Source organism: Achromobacter xylosoxidans, assembly GCF_014490035.1.
GTDB classification, from domain to species: domain Bacteria; phylum Pseudomonadota; class Gammaproteobacteria; order Burkholderiales; family Burkholderiaceae_B; genus Achromobacter; species Achromobacter bronchisepticus_A.
The window spans coordinates 4,433,970-4,453,355 of record NZ_CP061008.1; the positions used below are offsets into that span (position 1 = coordinate 4,433,970).

At 64.3% G+C, this 19,386-nt stretch carries 16 protein-coding genes and 1 tRNA gene; 7 read left to right on the forward strand and 10 right to left on the reverse strand.

Annotated elements, in window-relative coordinates; translation table 11 throughout:
• Positions 1–5: 5 nt before the first annotated feature.
• On the reverse strand, positions 6–401 hold the full coding sequence (locus IAG39_RS20635) for a YbaN family protein (protein ID WP_118933330.1): 396 nt from the start codon (positions 399–401) through the stop codon (positions 6–8).
• A gap of 202 nt (positions 402–603) precedes the next feature.
• Between IAG39_RS20635 and IAG39_RS20640 the strand changes: the two genes are divergently transcribed.
• On the forward strand, positions 604–2,100 hold the full coding sequence (locus tag IAG39_RS20640; RefSeq protein WP_223283421.1) for a methyl-accepting chemotaxis protein: 1,497 nt from the start codon (positions 604–606) through the stop codon (positions 2,098–2,100).
• Positions 2,101–2,210: 110 nt separating this feature from the next.
• A complete protein-coding gene (locus IAG39_RS20645; RefSeq protein ID WP_118933331.1) occupies positions 2,211–2,849 on the forward strand; it encodes a LysE family translocator in 639 nt (212 codons plus the stop codon).
• A 131-nt stretch (positions 2,850–2,980) separates the two neighbouring features.
• Here IAG39_RS20645 and IAG39_RS20650 read toward each other — a convergent pair.
• From IAG39_RS20650 to leuC, 9 genes are all read right to left on the reverse strand, one after another.
• A tRNA-Val gene (locus tag IAG39_RS20650) sits at positions 2,981–3,057 on the reverse strand.
• A 229-nt stretch (positions 3,058–3,286) separates the two neighbouring features.
• Positions 3,287–3,949, reverse strand: a complete 663-nt coding sequence (locus IAG39_RS20655) for a phosphoribosylanthranilate isomerase (protein WP_118933332.1) — start codon at positions 3,947–3,949, stop codon at positions 3,287–3,289.
• A gap of 69 nt (positions 3,950–4,018) precedes the next feature.
• Positions 4,019–5,230 carry a TRAP transporter substrate-binding protein gene (locus tag IAG39_RS20660; RefSeq protein ID WP_118933333.1) on the reverse strand — a complete coding sequence of 404 codons (1,212 nt, stop codon included), beginning with the start codon at positions 5,228–5,230 and terminating at the stop codon, positions 4,019–4,021.
• Between the two features lie 52 nt (positions 5,231–5,282).
• Complete coding sequence (gene truA / locus IAG39_RS20665) at positions 5,283–6,092, reverse strand: tRNA pseudouridine(38-40) synthase TruA (RefSeq protein WP_118933334.1); 810 nt, start codon at positions 6,090–6,092, stop codon at positions 5,283–5,285.
• A 3-nt stretch (positions 6,093–6,095) separates the two neighbouring features.
• Positions 6,096–7,985 (reverse strand): FimV family protein, encoded by a 1,890-nt coding sequence (locus tag IAG39_RS20670; RefSeq protein ID WP_187774058.1) that lies wholly within the window; start codon positions 7,983–7,985, stop codon positions 6,096–6,098.
• 257 nt (positions 7,986–8,242) lie between these two features.
• Positions 8,243–9,373, reverse strand: coding sequence for an aspartate-semialdehyde dehydrogenase (gene asd, locus IAG39_RS20675; RefSeq protein WP_059371193.1), 1,131 nt, complete (start codon positions 9,371–9,373; stop codon positions 8,243–8,245).
• 249 nt (positions 9,374–9,622) lie between these two features.
• Positions 9,623–10,699, reverse strand: a complete 1,077-nt coding sequence (leuB, locus tag IAG39_RS20680) for a 3-isopropylmalate dehydrogenase (protein WP_118934947.1) — start codon at positions 10,697–10,699, stop codon at positions 9,623–9,625.
• 35 nt (positions 10,700–10,734) lie between these two features.
• Positions 10,735–11,385 carry a 3-isopropylmalate dehydratase small subunit gene (leuD, locus tag IAG39_RS20685; protein ID WP_054458281.1) on the reverse strand — a complete coding sequence of 217 codons (651 nt, stop codon included), beginning with the start codon at positions 11,383–11,385 and terminating at the stop codon, positions 10,735–10,737.
• A gap of 25 nt (positions 11,386–11,410) precedes the next feature.
• Positions 11,411–12,814 carry a 3-isopropylmalate dehydratase large subunit gene (gene leuC, locus IAG39_RS20690; protein WP_059371195.1) on the reverse strand — a complete coding sequence of 468 codons (1,404 nt, stop codon included), beginning with the start codon at positions 12,812–12,814 and terminating at the stop codon, positions 11,411–11,413.
• A gap of 525 nt (positions 12,815–13,339) precedes the next feature.
• On the opposite strand from leuC, the gene IAG39_RS20695 reads away from it, so the two are divergent.
• From IAG39_RS20695 to IAG39_RS20715, 5 genes are read left to right on the forward strand one after another with little or no spacing between them, the layout of a single operon-like run.
• Positions 13,340–14,833: a TolC family outer membrane protein gene (locus tag IAG39_RS20695; protein ID WP_059371196.1), complete on the forward strand. Its 1,494-nt coding sequence runs from the start codon at positions 13,340–13,342 to the stop codon at positions 14,831–14,833.
• Positions 14,834–14,857: 24 nt separating this feature from the next.
• Positions 14,858–15,070 carry a hypothetical protein gene (locus IAG39_RS20700; RefSeq protein WP_042792889.1) on the forward strand — a complete coding sequence of 71 codons (213 nt, stop codon included), beginning with the start codon at positions 14,858–14,860 and terminating at the stop codon, positions 15,068–15,070.
• Positions 15,054–17,219, forward strand: a complete 2,166-nt coding sequence (locus IAG39_RS20705; protein WP_059371197.1) for a type I secretion system permease/ATPase — start codon at positions 15,054–15,056, stop codon at positions 17,217–17,219. The genes IAG39_RS20700 and IAG39_RS20705 overlap by 17 nt, the downstream gene beginning before the upstream one ends.
• Positions 17,220–17,226: 7 nt before the next feature.
• On the forward strand, positions 17,227–18,648 hold the full coding sequence (locus tag IAG39_RS20710; protein WP_059371198.1) for an HlyD family type I secretion periplasmic adaptor subunit: 1,422 nt from the start codon (positions 17,227–17,229) through the stop codon (positions 18,646–18,648).
• 19 nt (positions 18,649–18,667) lie between these two features.
• Positions 18,668–19,324, forward strand: coding sequence for a helix-turn-helix transcriptional regulator (locus IAG39_RS20715; RefSeq protein ID WP_059371199.1), 657 nt, complete (start codon positions 18,668–18,670; stop codon positions 19,322–19,324).
• The last annotated feature ends 62 nt before the right edge of the window (positions 19,325–19,386 follow it).

The window sequence follows — 19,386 nt, forward strand, 5'->3', positions numbered from 1 at the left end:
GGCGGCTATTGGGGGGCCTGGCCGCTGCCGGCTTGCGGCCCTTGCGGAGCCGGCCGCGTAACGACGTAGGCCGCGCTGGCCAGGAAAAACACGGCGACGGCGACGGCCAGCATCCACGACGGATGCGCGCCCCACCAGAACAGCACGTAGCCCACGGCCATGCCCAGGCAGGCGTAGGTCTTGCCCTTGCGCGACACGGCGCCCTGGTCCCGCCAGGCGCGCAGCGCGGGACCGTAGGTCGGGCTATCCAGCAGCCACTTCTCCAGCCGCGGCGAAGAGCGCGAAAAGCAGGCGACCGCCAGGATCAGGAATATGGTCGTCGGCATGACGGGCAGAAACGCGCCGATCACACCCAATGCCAGCATCAGGCAACCCAGGCAGAGCCACAGTACTCTCATCATGATGGGCAGCAGGATATCCCAGGTTTTCCAGTCGCTTCAAACGCGCTGCGCAAGTCGGCGGCGGCGCTCCGACGCCCCGGCCCGGTCGGTGGCGTATTTGGGACAAATATGAATAAATTGGAATATATATTCACAAATTGGAATTATTGAATAAAAATCGTACGCGCGCGGGGTTCCGCGCTTTCCGTCGCGAGGAAATGCCATGCGCAACGCAAGCGATTTGCTGGAAGACTCGTACCGCCGGACCGACCGGGCAATGTTGCCCCTGCTCTGGCTGCTGTTCGCCGTCGGACTGTGCATGGCCCCGCAGTACGGGCGTTGGGGCGCCGCCATCGCAGTCGGCCTGGCCGGCGCAGGCATTCCCTCGCTGCTGATACTCTGGCGACCCGGCCGGCTGAGCACGCGTTTGACCGTCGCCTGTGGCCTGATGGTGCTGGCCGCGCTCCATATCCATTTGATGTCCGGCATGGCCGAGATTCATTTCGGCATTTTCGTGCTGCTCTCACTGCTCCTGGCCTATCGCGACTGGCGCACGATCCTGTGCGCGGCAGTGGTCATCGCGCTGCACCACCTGTCGTTCAATTTCCTGCAACAGTGGGGCTACGGGACGATCTGCTTCACGGAACCCAGCCTGCCCATGGTGCTTCTGCATGCGGTCTACGTGGTGGTGCAGGCCGCCGCGCTGGGCTGGCTGGCCTGGAAAATGGAGCGGGCCGCGGTAGCAGCCGAGGAACTGGCCCGGCTCAGCGCGCATATAGGCCGCGAGGCCGGCATGTTCGACTTGCGCTTCGGCGGCTTGAGCATGGATAGCCGCCTGGGGCAGAGCTTCAAAGCCACGATGGATGCCGTGCACCGGACCATGAGCGGGGTCCGGACCACCGCAACCGCCCTCTCGGCAGCGTCGCGCGACATCATGCAGGACAACCAGCAACTGGAGGAACGCACCCGCACCCAGGCCGATTCGCTGCAGCGCACCGTGACATCCATGCGCGACCTGGCGGCGAACGTCCACGACAACGCCACCAATGCGCAGCATGCCCGTGAACTGAGCGACGAAGCCCGGCGCATCGTCGACACCGGCAGCACGGCTGTCGCCGGCGTCGCGGCCGTGATGGGAGAAATCCAGCAAGAGGCCAAGAAGATTTCCGAGATTACCGGCTTGATCGACAGCATCGCCTTCCAGACCAACATCCTCGCCTTGAACGCGGCGGTGGAAGCGGCCCGCGCCGGCGAAAGCGGACGTGGCTTCGCCGTCGTGGCCACCGAGGTGCGCGCGCTGGCGCAACGCAGCGCCAGCGCCGCGCGCGAAATCCGCGGCCTGATCGACGGTTCGCTGACCAAGACCGGCGACGGGTTCCGCCAGGCCGACCATGCCGCCCACGTGATCCGCGAAGTCGTGGCCAGTATCGAGCGCGTGGCCGGCATCGTCAGCCAGATCGGCGACGCGGGACGCGCGCAGGCCACTGACATCGACGAAGTCAACCAGGCGGTGACCCAGATGGACGAGCTGACCCGGCAGAATGCGGCCCGGGTCGCGCAAGCCGCGGACGCCTCTACCGCCTTGCAAACACAGGCGGCCGAACTGTTGCAAGCCGTGGGCGTGTTTCGCCTGCGGGATGAGCCGTCGCCGCCAATACAGGCAGCGCCGCGGGTGACGCATCAGGGGCTCGCCGCGTCGGCGGCGCTGGCAGGCGGCTGATACAAAAACTGCAAGACGTCTGCCAGCGGCAAGCGCTGCGCCGTCCTTTGCAGGGTCCGGCTTTCGTGGAAGAATCAAAGCCTCCCGCGGCTTCAGCCTCCCAAACGATCATGACTCCTCTCGCATCCATACTCGCGATTCTCGGTGCACTGTGGCTCGGAGCCATGTTGCCCGGGCCAAGTTTCATCATCGTCGCGCGCAAGGCCATCGGCCAGTCCCGCTGGGACGGCCTGGCCTCGGCCTTCGGCATGGGCGCAGGCGGCATGCTGTTCGCCGGCCTGGCGCTGGCGGGCCTGTATTCTCTGCTGCAAAGCGTGGAATGGCTTTATGTCACGCTGAAAATCGCAGGCGGCGCCTATCTGCTTCACATCGCTGGCCGGATCTGGCGTAGCGCCAAGCAACCTTTCGCCTTGCCCGGTGGCGCCGCCGTGGCCTCTCGCAATGGACGGAGTTCCTTCTGGATCGGACTGACGACCCAGTTAAGCAATCCCAAAACTGCGATCTGGTATGGAAGCATTTTCGCCGCGTTGCTGCCCCAGCACCCGCCGGCATGGATTTACTTCGCGCTGCCGCCGCTGGTATTCCTGGTCGAGTTCGGCTGGTATGCCATCGTGGCGCTTTGCTTTTCGACCAAAGGCCCGCGAGAAGTTTATTTGCGCGCGAAGAAATGGATAGATAGAGGTGCTGCGGGCGTCATTTCCGCGCTGGGGTTACGCCTTATCCTGAACGCGCCCAAGAATGGGCTGTAATCTGAAGACGCGTTAATCATTGCACCAGGCCTTCGATTCCCCGCATTTTGCGAGCTGAAAACAAAAAAGCCGCCAGATCATGGATCTAGCGGCTTTCTCTTTGCCGTGCTTGACAGCACTTTGCAGGAATTTGGTAGGCGGTATTGGAATCGAACCAACGACCTCCACGATGTCAACGTGGCGCTCTAACCAGCTGAGCTAACCGCCTGCAAAGAAGAAGAATTATATAGTGCTTTTTTAAACTATGCAAATCGTCTAACAAGATTTTTTGCATTATTTATTGCGCTTCGAAATTTGCGGCGTTTACTTTCGCATGCCTTCAAACTTCCTTGCGCAACGCGTTTTGAAGAGTCCGTTCTTAGGAACTTGTTCCAAGAAACTTTAAGCGCCGCTTTTCAGCATTGCCGCACCGCTTCAAACCGCCTGCACTGCACTAACTAATTTCCCTTCAGCTTCGCGTCTGCCGCTTGCGCTGCAGCAACGAAGAACGAGATTCTATCAGAACTTTTAATTCCTTGCTCAAGCTCCACGCCGCTACTCACGTCGACCGCCCAAGGCCTGACCAATTCCACCGCCTGCCCGACGTTTTCTGCGTTCAAGCCGCCCGACAGAATCAGGGGCCGCGACACCGGATCGGCCCTCACCTCGTCTAACAGGGTGTAGTCGAAGCCATGGCCGCTGCCGCCGTATCCCGCGCTGTAGCTGTCGAACAGCCAGCCCGCGGCTTCGCCATAGGCGCGGCACGAAGAGGCCAGGCTTTCCGCGGTATCCAGGCCGGGCGCGCCGGCACGGAATGCCCTTAGAAAGCGATGACCGTAGCGCGCGCAATCCTGCGGCGTTTCATCGCCATGGAACTGCAGCAGCTCCGGCTTGACCTGGTCCAGCACGGCCTGCACCTCGGCCTCTTGCGCATTCACGAACAAGGCCACCACGTCGACAAAGGCCGGCACCATGCGCCGCAACTGAGCTGCGCGCGTCGGCGTCAGGCAACGCTTGCTCTTGGCGTAAAACACAAAACCGATCGCATCGACGCCCGCCGCAACGGCGGCGTCGATGTCCTGTTCCCGGGTCAATCCACAGATCTTGATGCGTGTGCGCATGAAACTCTTCGCTTGCTTGGCCGCCCTGCGCGGCTGGTCGAATCAGTATATCCGGCGTGCAGGCACCGCCTACGCGGCGGGCTGGCCCATGGTGGCCACGAGATTGTCGAAACTGCCCTCGGCCAGACGGAACCAGGGCGTTTCCTTGTCACGAAACGCCGCCATGCTGTCGTACAGCTTCTTGAACATGGGATCCTTGGCGCTCATTTCCTGGTAGGCGGCCAGCGACGCCTCGTAGCTCGCCTGCAGGACCGGCTTGGGAAACGCCTTCAACTGCGCACCGCGCGACACCAGCCGGCGCAGCGCGTCCGGATTGCCAGCGTCGTACTTGGCGATCATGTTGGCAGTCGCCATGCGGCATGCCAGCGTCAAAGCGGACTGATACGGCTTGGGCAACTCGTCGTAGGCGTCCTGGTTCACATACAAGGACAGCTGCAGCGTGCCCGCCCACCAGCCCGGAAAATAGTAATTCCTGGCCACTTTATAGAGAGCCAGGTTTTCATCGTCGTACGGGCCGATCCACGCCACGGCGTCCACGACGCCCTGCTCCAGCGCGCCATAGGCTTCGGCCACCGGAACGTCCACGGGCGTCGCGCCCATCCGCGCCAGCACATGGCGGGCGAACCCGCCGGCCTTCACCTTGAGCCCCCGCAGGTCGTCCACGGTCTTGATTTCCCCGCGAAACCAGCCGCCCATCTGCGCGCCGGTATAGCCGCAGGGAAAGTTCAGGATGTTGTACTTGTCGAACAGCACGCGCGTGAGCGCCAGGCCTTCGCCCTGCGTCATCCACGCATTCATCTGCCGCGTGTTCAGGCCGAACGGCACGCCGGCGTCAAAGCACAGCGCCGGGTCGATATCGAAGTAGCGGGTCGACGCCGTATGGCCGCAATCGACGACGCGGTGCTGCACGGCTTCCAGCACCTGGCCCGGCTGCACCAGGTCGCCGGCGGGAAAGATCTCGATGCTGAAGCGCCCGTCGGTCACCTCGTTCACGTAACGCGCCACGTCTTCGGCGCCGGCGAACAAGGTGGGAGACTCGTTGGGAAAACTGGAGGCCAGCCGCCATGCGACTTTGGATGGGGCTGCCACCACCGCGGGCGCTTCGGGCGCGGCCACCGGAGCGGGCGGCGGACTGGCCGGAGCCTCTTGCGGAGCCGACGGCGGTTCCGACGGGACAGCGCTGGCGTTTTCCTCGGTCGACGGGACTTCCTGCGCGAACGCCGGAGCGACCAGGGCGGCGCCGCCCAGGGCGGTCTGCTTCAAAAACGCGCGGCGTTGCATGGCAAGAGCCTCCATCGGATATGGACAGGCATCGCCGTTGCCGGCGACATCCCTAATAGGTTTGAGTAAACGGCGACAGCAACTGCGATCCCCCGTCGAGCTCATCCAGGCCGAACGCTTCCGGATAATCGATGGCGGACAGGTACAGCCCATCGGGCGCGAAGGTCGGCGCGCCCCGCTTGCGGTCGCGCCAGGACAGCAACTGCGCCATCCAGTCCACCGATTCGCGCCCTTGCCCGATCTGCAATAGTGCGCCCATGATGTTGCGCACCATATGATGCAGGAAGGCATTGGCCTTCAGGGTGAACACCAGGAACGGCCCGCGTTCATCGATGTCCAGCCGGTAGAGATGACGCACGGGATGCTTGGCCTGGCATTGCGAGGAACGGAAGCTGGAAAAGTCATGCTCGCCCAGCAAGGCGTTTGCCGCGGCCCGCATGGCATCGACGTCCAGCGGCTGAAAACACCAGCCAGCCCGCCCGGCCCACAACGCAGGCCGAACGCGGCCGCGCCACAACAGATAAACGTAGGTGCGGGCGCGCGCGGAAAATCGCGCGTGGAATTCGTCCGATACCGGCTGCGCCCACTGGACCGAAATACTGGGTGGCAGGAAGGCATTCACCCCCCGGACCCAGGATTCCATCCGGCGATCGAGCTCGGTGTCCAGATGGACTACCTGCATCGCGCCGTGCACACCGGTGTCCGTACGGCCGGCGCAGATGGTCGCGACCGGCCCTTCCACACCACAAAAACTGCCCAGGGCGGCCTCCAGCGTGTCCTGCACCGTTTGCCGATGCGGCTGTGTCTGCCAACCCTGCCAGGCGGAGCCGTCATACGCCAGCCCCAATGCAACTCTAGACATGTATCAAACCCGTGGCCCGCCGACACGGTGCGGTTCGTCCGTGGGCGGTTCGTCCAGGTCGAGATTGATGCTTCCGAGCTTGCGGTTCAGCGCCGCCGTATCCAGCGCTGGCTCGTTGAATTCGTAGGTTTCCTCGTCATCGTCCCCGCGCCGCGCGCCGGCCCGGCGCAAGAGCCAGGCAATCGCGAATGCGATCAGCGCCAGCACTGCGGTGACGATAACGAGCAGATTGTCGGCCAGCCACGCAGGCATGTCCGAGGCAGAATCCTTGCCTGCCGGCGTACCGGCGGCCTGATCTGGCGAAGGTGTCCCAGAAGCGCCCGCGGCGCCGGGAGTGCCCGCGGCTCCTGCCGTTCCTGTTGCGCCGGGAGCGCCTGCCGCGCCCGGAGCGCCTGCCGCACCCGCAGCGCCTGCCGCACCCGCAGCGCCTGCCGCACCCGCAGCGCCTGCCGCACCCGCAGCGCCCGCCGCACCCGAAGCGCCTGCCGCACCCGGAGCGCCTGCCGCACCCGAAGCTCCCGTTGCACCCGAAGCGCCCGTTGCACCCGAAGCGCCCGCTGCTCCCGAAGCGCCCGCTGCACCCGAAGCGCCCGTTGCACCCGAAGCGCCCGTTGCACCCGAAGCGCCCGCTGCTCCCGAAGCGCCCGCTGCACCCGAAGCGCCCGTTGCACCCGAAGCGCCCGTTGCACCCGAAGCGCCCGCTGCACCCGAAGCGCCCGTTGCACCCGAAGCGCCCGCTGCACCCGAAGCGCCCGCTGCGCCCGAAGCGCCCGCTGCACCCGAAGCGCCCGCTGCACCCGAAGCGCCCGCTGCACCCGAAGCGCCCGTTGCACCCGAAGCGCCCGTTGCACCAGCGGCGCCCTGCTGTGCCACCGCCTTGTTCAAATCGTCGACATTACTCTGCAGTTGGCTCACACGCCCCTGGACATCGGCCATGGCGCGCTCGCTCGACGTCCTGGCGTCAGCCTGCGCCTCGGCTTGAGCCGACGCGCTGTCTTGCGCCTGCCCGGAAGACAAGCGAACGCGATCCTGCGGCGGCGATGCGCTGGCCGCCCCGGCATCAGCGGGAGGCGCAACGCTGCCCGAAGCCGCGCCCTGCCCCTGGACCACGGACGGATTCGCGCCGGCCGCCGCGCCGATGCGCGCGCGGTACTTCGCGAATGCCTCGGCATGCTCATTGAAGATGCGCCGCGCTTCGGCCGGATCCACCGCGCGCACGGTGGCCGCGTCGGGAATCGTCAACCTCTGGCCAGCCTTCACCAGATTCATATTGTTCTGGATGAATGCCTCGGGATTGGCGCGCCACAAGGCCACCAGCATCTGATAGACCGACGCGTTGGGCACGGCATTGCGCTGCGCGATCGCGAAAAGATTGTCGCCGGACTTCACGTTGACCGAACGTGATCCCGCCGCACGCCCCGGCGTGCCGACCGCGGCCGGCGTCACGTCGGCCGTGGTGCCGCGCAACGGCACCAGGATGCTGACCTGCACCTGGCGCTGCCCGGAGCTGGAGCTGATATCCAGCAGCAGATCAACCGCGCCGCTGGCCGGCGGCTGCGAGGCCCGCACGCGCAGATTCTTGCGCGTGGCGTCCAGGCCGTCCTCAACCCGGACCACCATGCTTGCCAGCGGGACCGGCGGTTTCAGGCCCGCGCGTTGCCAGGACGCCTCGTCGGCCACCGACACCTTGAGCGATGCGATTTCCTCGGGCGTGAGTTCCTGCAATCCCACCACCGCCTGCAGCGGCGCGCCCGGCACGGAAACCACCCGCGAATGCCCCACGCGCATGGCCATGGCGGTACTGCACACGCTTGAGCCAATCGCCAGCGCAATCGCCCACTGCAGGGCTTTTAAACGGCGGGCATGCTTCACTTGGCGCGAACGCTGGGTCATAAGCTGGAATTCCGTCTTGTAGTCGACTTGCGGGCTGGAGCCGGATCACGCCATATCGGTGAGAACTGGCATCAATTCACGGGAAAAGTGTAATGGATCATGCGCATTTCACAAACCTGAAAGGCCCGGCCGCGCTTGCTGGCGGGCCTGTCCGCCGACACGGTACAGACGCCCTGCAAACGGCAAGGGCACCCTGAGGTGCCCTTGCTTGCCTTGCGTGCCTGCTCAGGCGGCGCAGAACGCCGCCTGCAACGGCATCAGGCTTCGGCCAGCGCGATGCGCAGCATGCGGCGCAGCGGCTCGGCGGCGCCCCACAGCAGCTGGTCGCCCACGGTGAAAGCGCCCAGGTACTGCGAGCCCATCGACAGCTTGCGCAGGCGGCCCACGGGAATGTCCAGCGTGCCGGTAACGGCGACCGGCGTCAGCGCGGAAACCGTGGCTTCCTTGGTGTTGGGCACGACCTTGGCCCACTGCGTGCCTTCGGCGATCAGCGCTTCGATCTCGTCCAGCGGCACATCGCGCTTGAGCTTGATGGTCAGCGCCTGGCTGTGGCAGCGCATCGCGCCGATGCGCACGCACAGGCCGTCGATCGGCGTGGCGGGCGTGCCGAAGGCGGCGCCGCGGCCCAGGATCTTGTTGGTCTCGACCTCGCCCTTCCACTCTTCCTTGGACATGCCGTTGCCCAGGTCCTTGTCGATCCAGGGAATCAGGTTGCCACCCAGCGGCACGCCGAAGTGCTCGTGGGGCAGCGCCGGATCCTTTTGCTTGGCCAGCACGCCGCGGTCGATTTCCAGGATGGCCGACGCGGGATCGTCCAGCAGCGACTTGACCGACCCGTTGATCTCGCCGAACTGGGTCAGCAGCTCGCGCATGTGCTGCGCGCCACCGCCGGAAGCAGCCTGGTAGGTCATGGAGGTCATCCATTCGACCAGGTCGTTGTTGAACAGGCCGGCCAGGCCCATCAGCATGCAGCTGACGGTGCAGTTGCCTCCGATGAAGTTGCGCACGCCGCGCTTGAGCGCCGCGTCGATGACCGGGCGGTTGACCGGATCCAGCACGATGATGGCGTCATCGGCCATGCGCAGGGTGCTGGCGGCATCGATCCAGATGCCGTTCCAGCCTGCGCCGCGCAGCTTGGGATAGACCTCGGAGGTGTAGTCGCCGCCTTGCGCCGTCACGATGATCGGCAGTTTTTTCAGAGCGTCAATGTTGTAGGCGTCTTGCAGCGGGCCTGCGCCAGTGGCCCAAGTGGGCGCGGCGCCGCCAGCGTTGCTGGTGGAGAAAAACACCGGTTCGATCAGTGCGAAGTCGTTCTCGTCGCGCATGCGTTGCATGAGCACCGAGCCGACCATACCGCGCCAGCCGACAAGGCCTACTGCTTGATTCATTTCAATCGCTCTTTAAAGGTGTGGAGACTAGGGTCCAGGGGAAAAAGCCGTGCAATTCAACAATTTATCAGAATGCACGGCCGGATGTTGCGGCGCAGCTAGAAATAATAGGGGCCGCAATGGATACAGAGCGCTTTCGAGGCGATGCCACAACAGCAAAACAAGGGGCGACCCAGCCGGGCTGCCCCTTGTTTTACGGCGCTTCAACCGCCAGGCGCACGGGCGCCCGGCGGCTCGATCCCGAGAAGATCAGGCCAGCGCTTTCAGCACTGCGTCGCCCATCTGCGCCGTGCCGACCTTGGTCGTGCCCGGCTCGAAGATGTCGGCGGTGCGCAGGCCGTCGGCCAGCACCCGGCGCACGGCGGCCTCGATGCGGTCAGCCTGCGGCGCCAGATTCAGCGAATAGCGCAGCAGCATGGCCGCGGACAGGATGGTCGCCAGCGGATTGGCGATGCCTTGGCCGGCGATATCGGGCGCGGAACCGTGGCTGGGCTCGTACAAGCCTTGGCCGCCGGCGTTCAGCGAAGCCGAAGGCAGCATGCCGATCGAGCCCGTCAGCATGGCCGCTTCGTCGGACAGGATGTCGCCGAACAGATTGCCGGTCACGATGACGTCGAACTGGCGCGGGTTGCGCACCAGCTGCATGGCGGCGTTGTCGACATACATGTGCGACAGCTCCACGTCGGGATACTCGCGCGCCACTTCGATGACGATGTCGCGCCAGAACTGCGAGGTCTCCAGCACGTTGGCCTTGTCCACGCTGCACAGCTTCTTGTTGCGCTTGCGCGCCGATTCGAAGCCGATGCGCGCGATGCGGCGCACTTCGGATTCCGCGTAGCGCATGGTGTCGTAGCCTTCGCGTTCGCCGGTGAAGGCGCCGTCGGGCGAGGAACGCACGCCGCGCGGCGTGCCGAAATAGATGTCGCCAGTCAGTTCGCGGATGATCAGGATGTCCAGGCCGGACACGATCTCGGGCTTCAACGACGAAGCGCTGGCCAGTTCCGGATACAGGATGGCCGGACGCAGGTTGGCGAACAGGCCCAGCGCCTTGCGCAGGCCCAGAATGGCCTGCTCGGGGCGGAACTCGCGCGGCAGGCTGTCGTACTTCCAGTCGCCCACGGCGCCGAACAGCACGGCGTCCGATTCCTTGGCCAGGTTCAGCGTGGCCGGCGGCAGCGGATGCTCGAACGCATCGAAGGCGGCGCCGCCCACGGGCGCTTGCTTGATATCGAAGGACACGTCCAGCGCCTTCAGGACGCGCACGGCCTGTTCGACGATTTCCGGGCCGATGCCGTCACCCGGCAAGACTGCGATGTTGTGAGTCATACGAAAACGATCCTGTAATCAGAAGAATGGTGGCGTCAGGCGATGGGACGGCTTTCCAGCCACGGATGACGGGCCAGGCGCTCGGCCTCGAAGGCGCGGATCTTGTCCGACTGGCGCAGGGTCAGCCCGATATCGTCAAAGCCGTTGAGCAGACAGTACTTGCGGAAGGGTTCGATGTCGAAACCCATCTCGCGCCCATCCGCCGCCACCACGACCTGGCGGTCGAGGTCGACGCGCAGCTTGTAGCCGGGGAAAGCCTTCACTTCGTCGAACAGGCGCGCGACTTCCAGTTCCGACAGGACGATGGGCAAGAGACCGTTCTTGAAGCTGTTGTTGAAGAAAATGTCGGCATAGGACGGCGCGATGATGGCGCGGAACCCGAACTGCGTCAGCGCCCAGGGCGCATGTTCGCGGCTGGAGCCGCAGCCGAAGTTCTTGCGCGCCAGCAGCACCGACGCGCCCTGGTAACGCGGCTGGTTCAGCACGAAATCCGGATTCAGCGGACGCTTGCTGTTGTCCATGCCGGGTTCGCCATGGTCCAGATAGCGCAGTTCATCGAACAGGTTCGGACCAAAGCCGGTGCGCTGGATGGATTTGAGGAACTGCTTGGGAATGATGAGGTCCGTGTCCACGTTTTCGCGGTCGAGCGGAGCCACCAGGCCTTCGTGAGTGGTAAATGCTTGCATGATGTCGATACTCGGTGCGTGACGCTTAACGGAAAGTGCGGACGTCGACGAAATGGCCGGCGACGGCGGCTGCGGCGGCCATGGCCGGGCTGACCAGATGGGTGCGCCCGCCCTGCCCTTGCCGGCCCTCGAAATTGCGGTTCGAGGTAGAGGCGCAACGCTCGCCCGGTTCCAGGCGGTCGGCGTTCATGGCCAGGCACATGGAGCAGCCCGGCTCGCGCCACTCAAAGCCCGCCTCGATGAAGATCTTGTCCAGCCCTTCGCGCTCGGCCTGCTGCTTGACCAGGCCCGAGCCCGGCACCACCATGGCCTGGCGCACATTGGAGGCCACATGCTTGCCGCGTGCGACCGCCGCCGCCGCGCGCAGGTCTTCAATGCGCGAATTGGTGCAAGAACCGATGAACACGCGATCCACGCGGATATCGGTAAGCGGCGTGTTCGGCTTCAAGCCCATGTACTGCAACGCGCGCTCCATGCCGCTGCGGCGCACGTCGTCTTTTTCGCGATCGGGGTCCGGCACGCGGGAATCCACCGGCAGCACCATTTCCGGGGACGTGCCCCAGGTGACCTGCGGCTTGATGTCGCGGGCGTTGACTTGCACCACGGCATCGAACTTGGCGCCCTCATCGGTATGCAGGGTGCGCCAGTAGCCCACCGCCTGATCCCAGAGCACGCCCGTGGGCGCGAAGGGACGGCCGCGGAAGTACTCGACGGTCTTGTCGTCCACCGCCACCATGCCGGAACGAGCGCCGGCTTCGATGGCCATGTTGCAGACGGTCATGCGGCCTTCCACGGACAGGGCGCGGATCGTGCTGCCGGCGAACTCGATGGCGTAGCCCGTGCCGCCGGCCGTGCCGATGATGCCGATGATGTGCAGGACCACGTCCTTGGCCGTACAGCCGAAGGGCAACTCGCCGTCGACCTTGATCAGCATGCTCTTGGCTTTCTTCATGAGCAGCGTCTGGGTCGCCAGCACGTGCTCCACTTCGGAAGTGCCGATGCCGAAGGCCAGCGCACCCAGGGCGCCGTGCGTGCTGGTGTGTGAGTCGCCGCAGACCACGGTCATGCCGGGCAGGGTCGCGCCCTGCTCCGGGCCGATCACGTGCACGATGCCCTGGCGCAGGTCATTCATGCGGAATTCGGTGATGCCGTACTTTTCGCAGTTGGCGTCCAGCGTGTCCACCTGCAGGCGCGAAATCGGATCGTCGATGCCCTGGGCGCGGTTCAGCGTCGGCACGTTGTGGTCCGCGACTGCCAGGTTGGCGCCCGTACGCCACGGCTTGCGGCCGGCCATCGCCAGGCCCTCGAACGCCTGCGGGCTGGTGACTTCGTGCACCAGGTGGCGGTCGATATAGAGCAGACAGGTGCCGTCTGATTCCTGATGGACGACGTGGGCGTCCCAGAGTTTGTCGTAAAGAGTTTGGGCCATGGATGCGCTCTGCAAATAGACAATCCGGCTCGTGCCGCGCGCGGTTCAAACAACGATCCCGGGCGCCAGCCACTGCGGCATGAGCGAATTATGCACAGGGTCTCAACCTAGTACAACTGCACCTTATATACCAGTACCAACACTACCACGCTAAGACATGGCGAGGTCAGTTCGTCTTATTTCCATACCTCAATCGAACCGCAACCAAACAGTTACAGATACAAATTCGGGTATTTAAAACAGATACAAAATTATCAAACCGATATAATCGTTGTGCGCCGTGTTCACCCAAACCGCGAAATAAAGCGCAATAAACCGCATTTATCCTGCATTAAACCGGATCACAAATCTGGAATATCGCGAAATTAGTGCAAATTCAAGCTAATTAAGAGATGATGCGCGAAGAAACCCAAACTGCCGACCGGAAAACTTCGTCAAGAATTAACAAATATTGACTCGTCAAATCTGACATTTCCACACAATATGGCGGCCATTAATTCCTAACTCGACTCGCGAATAATCACTATGGCTTCGTTTTTGCTCAAAAGCACGACTTCGGTCCTTGCCCTGGCATTCGTTCCTGCGGCATTTGCACAGTCAGCAGCCCCCGCCTCCGGGGCAGCTGGGGTCACTCTGAACCAGGTCGTCGAGCAGACCCTGCTCAGCAACCCGGAAATCCAGGCCAAGTACCATGATTTCCAGGCTTCGCTGGAAGGCCAGGCCGTCGCTCGCGGCGCGTTCTTCCCGCAGATCAATGCGCAAGGCTACGTGGGCCGCGAATACCGCAACAATGTGCCCGGAGTCGGGTCGCAGAGCTGGAACCGCCCCGGCTATAGCGTGGAATTGCGTCAGCTGATTTTCGACGGTTTCCGTACGAGCAACGACGTCAAGCAAGCTGGCTTCGACAAGCTGGCGCGCTTCTATGACCTGCTGGCGACCAGCGACAACACCGCCTTCGGCGCAGTGCAGGCCTATATCGACCTGCAGCGCTATCGCGACATGGAACTGCTGGCGCGCCAGAACTACACCCTGCACGAAGAAACGCTCAAGCAGATCAATGAGCGCGCCGAATCGGGCGTGGGCCGCCGCGTCGACCTGGAACAGGCCGGCGGGCGCCTGGCGCTGGCCCAGACCAACCTGATGACCGAAACCGCCAACCTGCTGGACGTGCAACAGCGTTTCCAGCGCGTCACCGGTGCCCTGCCCCCTGAAGCGATGCAGCCCACGCCCGATATCAGCGGCAAGCTGCCGGTCAAACCCGCCGATTTCAACGAATCGCTGCGCCGCAACCCCAGCTTCCTGTCCAAGCAGGCCGGGCTGCAGGCCGCCCAAGCAGGCGTCGCCTCGTCCAAGGGCGCTTTCTCGCCCAAGTTCGAGTTCGTGGCCGCCACCGGCCGCGACCAGAACGACCCGACGCCGCAAAACCGCGACATCCAGAACTCCAGCGTCCAGGTTGTCATGAGCTACAACCTGTATCGCGGCGGCTCCGACTCCGCCCGCGTGCGCCAGACCTCCGCGCAGTCCTATGCCGCGCGCGACATCCGCGACTACACCTGCCGCAATGTGCAGCAGGACCTGGCCGTGGCCTGGAACAACGTCGCCAGCCTGAGCCAGAAGCTGCCCTTCCTGCGTGACCACGAAGTGGCCACCACCAAGGTGCGCGAAGCCTACCGCCAGCAATTCCAGATCGGCCAGCGTTCGCTGCTGGACTTGCTGGACACCGAAAACGAATTGTTCGAATCGCGCCGCGCCCTGACCAACGCGCTGTACGACCTGCAGATCGCGCAATACCGTTGGCTGGCGCTGTCGCACGCGCTGCTGCCGGCGCTGTCGCTGCAGCCCGCGCGCAACGAAATGCCCGAAGAAAACGGCAAGCTGGAAGTCTCCGACGAAGTCATCAAGCTCTGCAACTCGACGATCCCCGACTCGGCCCGCCTGGCGCCCGTGCGCGTGCAATACAACGAGGGCAACCTGCCGCCCACGTTCATCCCGGTAAACTCGCCCAAGGCCAAACCCTAGGCGATGCAAGCGCAAGGAGACCATATGCAGAAACAGGGCAACGACTTCTCACAACTGGATGCGGACTTCGTCCGCGTCCTGGAAGACCTGATCGACGCGCTGATAGCCAATGGCACCTTGCGTATGACCGACCTGCCTATACAGGCTCAACAAAAGCTGACCCAGCGCAAGCAACAGCGCGCGCGCCTCTCCGAACACCTCGACCTGCTGGATGACGAAGATGGACAAGTTATCTGAAATGGCGGCCCGGGAGTGGCGCGCTGACGCGCGCGCGGCGCACGACGACCCACTGCTGGACTGCCTGGTTGAAATCACCCGGCTGCATGGCGTGACGGCGACGGCTCAGGCGCTGTCGGCCGGCCTGCCGCTGGAAGAACACAAGCTGACGCCGGCATTGCTGCCGCGCGCCGCCGCGCGTGCCCAGCTCTCGGCCCGCGTGGTCAAGCGCACGCTGGAGAGCATTTCGCAAGACCTGTTGCCCGCGATCCTGCTGCTCAACGGCGAACGCGCCTGCCTGCTGCTGAAGAAAGACGGCGAAAACTACGTCGTCAGCCACCCCGAACTGGGCGGCAGCTCCATGGAAATGAGCGCCGCGGAACTATCTGCGCAATACACCGGACTGGTGTGCTTCGTGCGCCCGCAGTTCCGTTTCGACGCGCGCGCGCCCGAAGTCGCCAAGGTGCGCGAGCGCCATTGGTTCTGGGCCGCCATCATGGAAAACCGGCGCCTGTACCGCGACGCGCTGATCGCCGCCCTGCTGATCAACGTCTTCGCGATGGCGATGCCGCTGTTCACCATGAACGTGTATGACCGCGTCGTGCCGAACAACGCTGTCGAAACGCTCTGGGTGCTGGCCATCGGCATCACCCTGGTCGTGATCTTCAACATGATCCTGAGCACTGCGCGCTCCCACGTGGTCGACAGCGCCAGCAAACGGGTCGACGTGCGCCTGTCGGCGCAGATCATGGAACGCGTTCTGGACCTGCGCATGGAAGGCCGGCCGGTGTCGGTGGGCTCCTTCGCCGCCAACCTGCGTTCATTCGAATCCATCCGCGACTTCATCGCATCGGCCACCATCACCACCCTGGTCGACCTGCCCTTCATTCTGCTGTTCCTGCTGGCGCTGGCCTGGATCTCGCCCTGGATGGTGCTGCCGCCGCTGGTCGCGATCGTGTTGATCCTGCTGGTGTCGCTGGCCGCGCAAGCCCGCATGGAATCCCTCACCATGGCTTCCTACCAGGCCTCGTCGCAGCGCAATGCGACCCTGGTCGAGGCCCTGACCGGCCTGGAGTCCGTCAAGACGCTCAACGCGCAGGGCTCCATCCAGCGCAACTGGGAGCGCGCCACCGAGTACATCGCCCTGACGGGCGGCAAACTGAAGCTGATTTCGTCGTCCACGGTCGGCTTCGTGCAGGCCATCCAGCAACTGGTGTCGATCTCCGTCGTCATCATCGGCGTCTACCAGGCCCAGGAATCCGCCATATCGATGGGCGGCATCATCGCCGCCTCCATGATCGCCGGGCGCTGCCTGGCCCCGCTCGGCCAGGTCGCCGGACTGCTGATGCAGTACCAGAACGCGCGCACCTCGCTGGGTTCGATCGACAACTATATGAAGCTGCCGATCGAACGTCCGGCGGAAGCCGAATTCCTGCATCGCCCGGTCTTCCATGGCGGCATTGAGTTCCGCGACGTGACCTTCAGCTATCCCGGCAGCAAGCAGCCGGTGCTGAAGAAAGTGTCCTTCAAGCTCAAGCCGGGCGAAAAGGTCGGCATCATCGGCCGCATCGGCTCCGGCAAGACCACGCTGGAGAAGCTGGCCCTGGCGCTGTACCAACCTACCGAGGGCGCAGTCCTGCTGGACGGCGTGGACGTGCGGCAGATCGATCCGGCCGACGTGCGCCGCGCCATCGGCCACGTGCCGCAGGACCCGCTGCTGTTCTATGGCAGCCTGAAGCACAACCTGGCGATGGGCGCGCCCTACGCCGACGACGCCAGCATCCTGGCTGCCGCCAACATGGCGGGCGTCACCGACTTCGCCAACCTGCACCCCGATGGCTTCGACATGATCATCGGCGAACGCGGCGAATCCCTCTCCGGCGGCCAGCGCCAGTCGGTGGCGGTGGCCCGCGCCCTGATCAACGATCCGCCCATCCTGCTGCTGGACGAGCCCAGCAGCAACATGGATCACCAGAGTGAAGCGCAGCTGCGCAAGCGGCTGGGTGAAGCCAGCGCCACCAAGACGATCCTGCTGGTCACGCACCGCACCGCCCTGCTGGACCTGGTCGACCGCCTGATCGTGATCGACAACGGCCATATCGTGGCCGACGGTCCCAAGGAGCAAGTGGTCGAGGCACTGCGTCAAGGACGCGTCGGACGCGGAAGCTGAGGAAACCATGCTGAACAATCCTGGCGAAACCCGGCACGGCCTGTTTGGAAGCTTGTGGCGCAAGCTGCGCGGCGTGTTCGTGTTCTTCTTCGACCGCCTGCTGGACGGAACCGAAAAAGGCAAGCCCCAGCAACGCTCCGACTACGTAGGCAACGCGGAATGGGTCATCCATGAATCGCAGGCGCGCGGTTCGCGCATCCTGCTATGGGTCAGCCTGCTGGCCACCGGCGGGCTGCTGTTCTGGGCCGGCACCGGCAGCATCGACGAAGTCGTGCGCGGCGAAGGCAAGGTCGTACCCTCGCGCCAGGTCCAGATCATCCAGAGTCTGGACGGCGGTATCGTCGAGGAAATCCTGGTGCGTCCGGGCCAGGAAGTCGAGGCCGGCGAAATCCTGCTGAAGATCGACTCCACCCGGTTCGCCTCGTCGCTGGGCGAGAACAACGCCGAATACCTGTCCCTGCTCGCCAAGGCGGCCCGCCTGCAGGCCTTGGCCACCGGCGACCCCTTCGTGGCTCCCCCGGAAGTGTTGGCGCAGGCGCCCGGACTGGTGGAAATGGAGCGCAATGCGTGGCAGGCGCGCACCACGGAATTGAACGCCACCGTCAACGTTGCCCGCGAACAGCTCAAGCAGCGCCAGGAAGACCTGCGCGAAACGATCGCCAAACGCGACCAGGCCTCGGCCAGCTGCGGCCTGACCTCGCGCGAGTTGCAGGTGACCCGTCCCCTGCTCAAGAGCGGCGCCGTGTCCGAAGTCGACCTGTTGCGCCTGCAACGCGACGTGGCCCGCTACTGCGGCGAACAGAAAGGCGCCGAAGCCCAGATCGACCGCTTCCAGGCCTCCATCAAGGAAGCCGAAAGCAAGCTCCAGGAAGCCGAACTGAACATCCGCAACCAGGCCCGCAACGAACTCTCCGAAACCAACACCAAGCTGGCTACCCTGCGCCAAGGCAAGCTGGCGCTGGCCGACCGCGTGAAGCTGGCCGAGGTCCGCGCCCCGGTGCGCGGCACGGTCAAGACGCTGTTCAACAACACGGTCGGCGGCGTGGTCCAGCCTGGCAAGGACATCATCGAAATCGTGCCCAAGGACGACACGCTGCTGCTCGAGGTCCGCATCCAGCCGCGCGACATCGGCTTCCTGCATGCCGACCAGAAGGCGGAAGTGAAATTCACGGCCTACGACTTCGCCATCTACGGCGGCCTCGAAGGCAAGGTGGAACAAATCGGCGCGGACACCGTGACCGACGAGAAAGGCAATTCCTACTATGTGGTGCGGGTCCGCACGGACCGCAGCACGGTAGGCGACAAACTGTTGCCCATCATCCCCGGGATGGTGGCGGAGGTTCATATCCTGACTGGCAAGCGCACGGTGCTGCAGTACCTGCTCAAGCCCATACTGCGCGCCAAGGCGAATGCCTTTACCGAACGTTAAAGGAGGGCTGCAAGGCTTTATGAAACCCGTTCCTGTCCTGTTGATTACGCACGACGACCTGTTGTGGCAGCATTGGCGCGGCCTGAACCCGGCCCGCTGGCTGGCGGCCCGCGGGCGCGGCCTGGCCGACCTGCAACGCTGGCGCGAACAGGGCCGCACTCTGGCGGTATTGGATGCGGACCTGCCCCGGCTGCCTTCCTGGCAGGATCCCATCTGGGCCGCGACGCTCGCGGACCTGCACGTGGTGGTCGCCAGCCCCAGTCCGAACGACGAGCAAGGCACCCGGGTACTGGGCGCCGGCGCGCATGGCTATTGCCACGGCTATGCCTCGGCCGCCTCGCTGTCGCAGGCACTGGAAGTCGTCGCCTCTGGCGGCATCTGGATGGGCCGTTCGCTGGTGTCGCGCCTGCTCAAGCTGGTTGCCGAACGCGCTCAGGACGAGAGCTCCTGGGACGGCGGGGTGTTGACGGAGCGTGAAATCACCGTCGCCCGCTATGCCTCCAGCGGCCAGGCCAATGCGCAGATCGCCGAAGCCCTGGGCATCACCGAGCGCACGGTCAAGGCCCACCTGTCAGCCGTTTTCGAAAAGCTGGGCGTGACCGATCGCCTGCAGCTCGCCCTGCTCGTCCACGGCATTTCTGCCCCCGCCGACGCCAAAATCAAAATTACTTCCTGATACTGTCCTTGAGGACAATATCCCGCGCCGGCGGCGCAATCTAGTATCTGGCCATCTTGGAT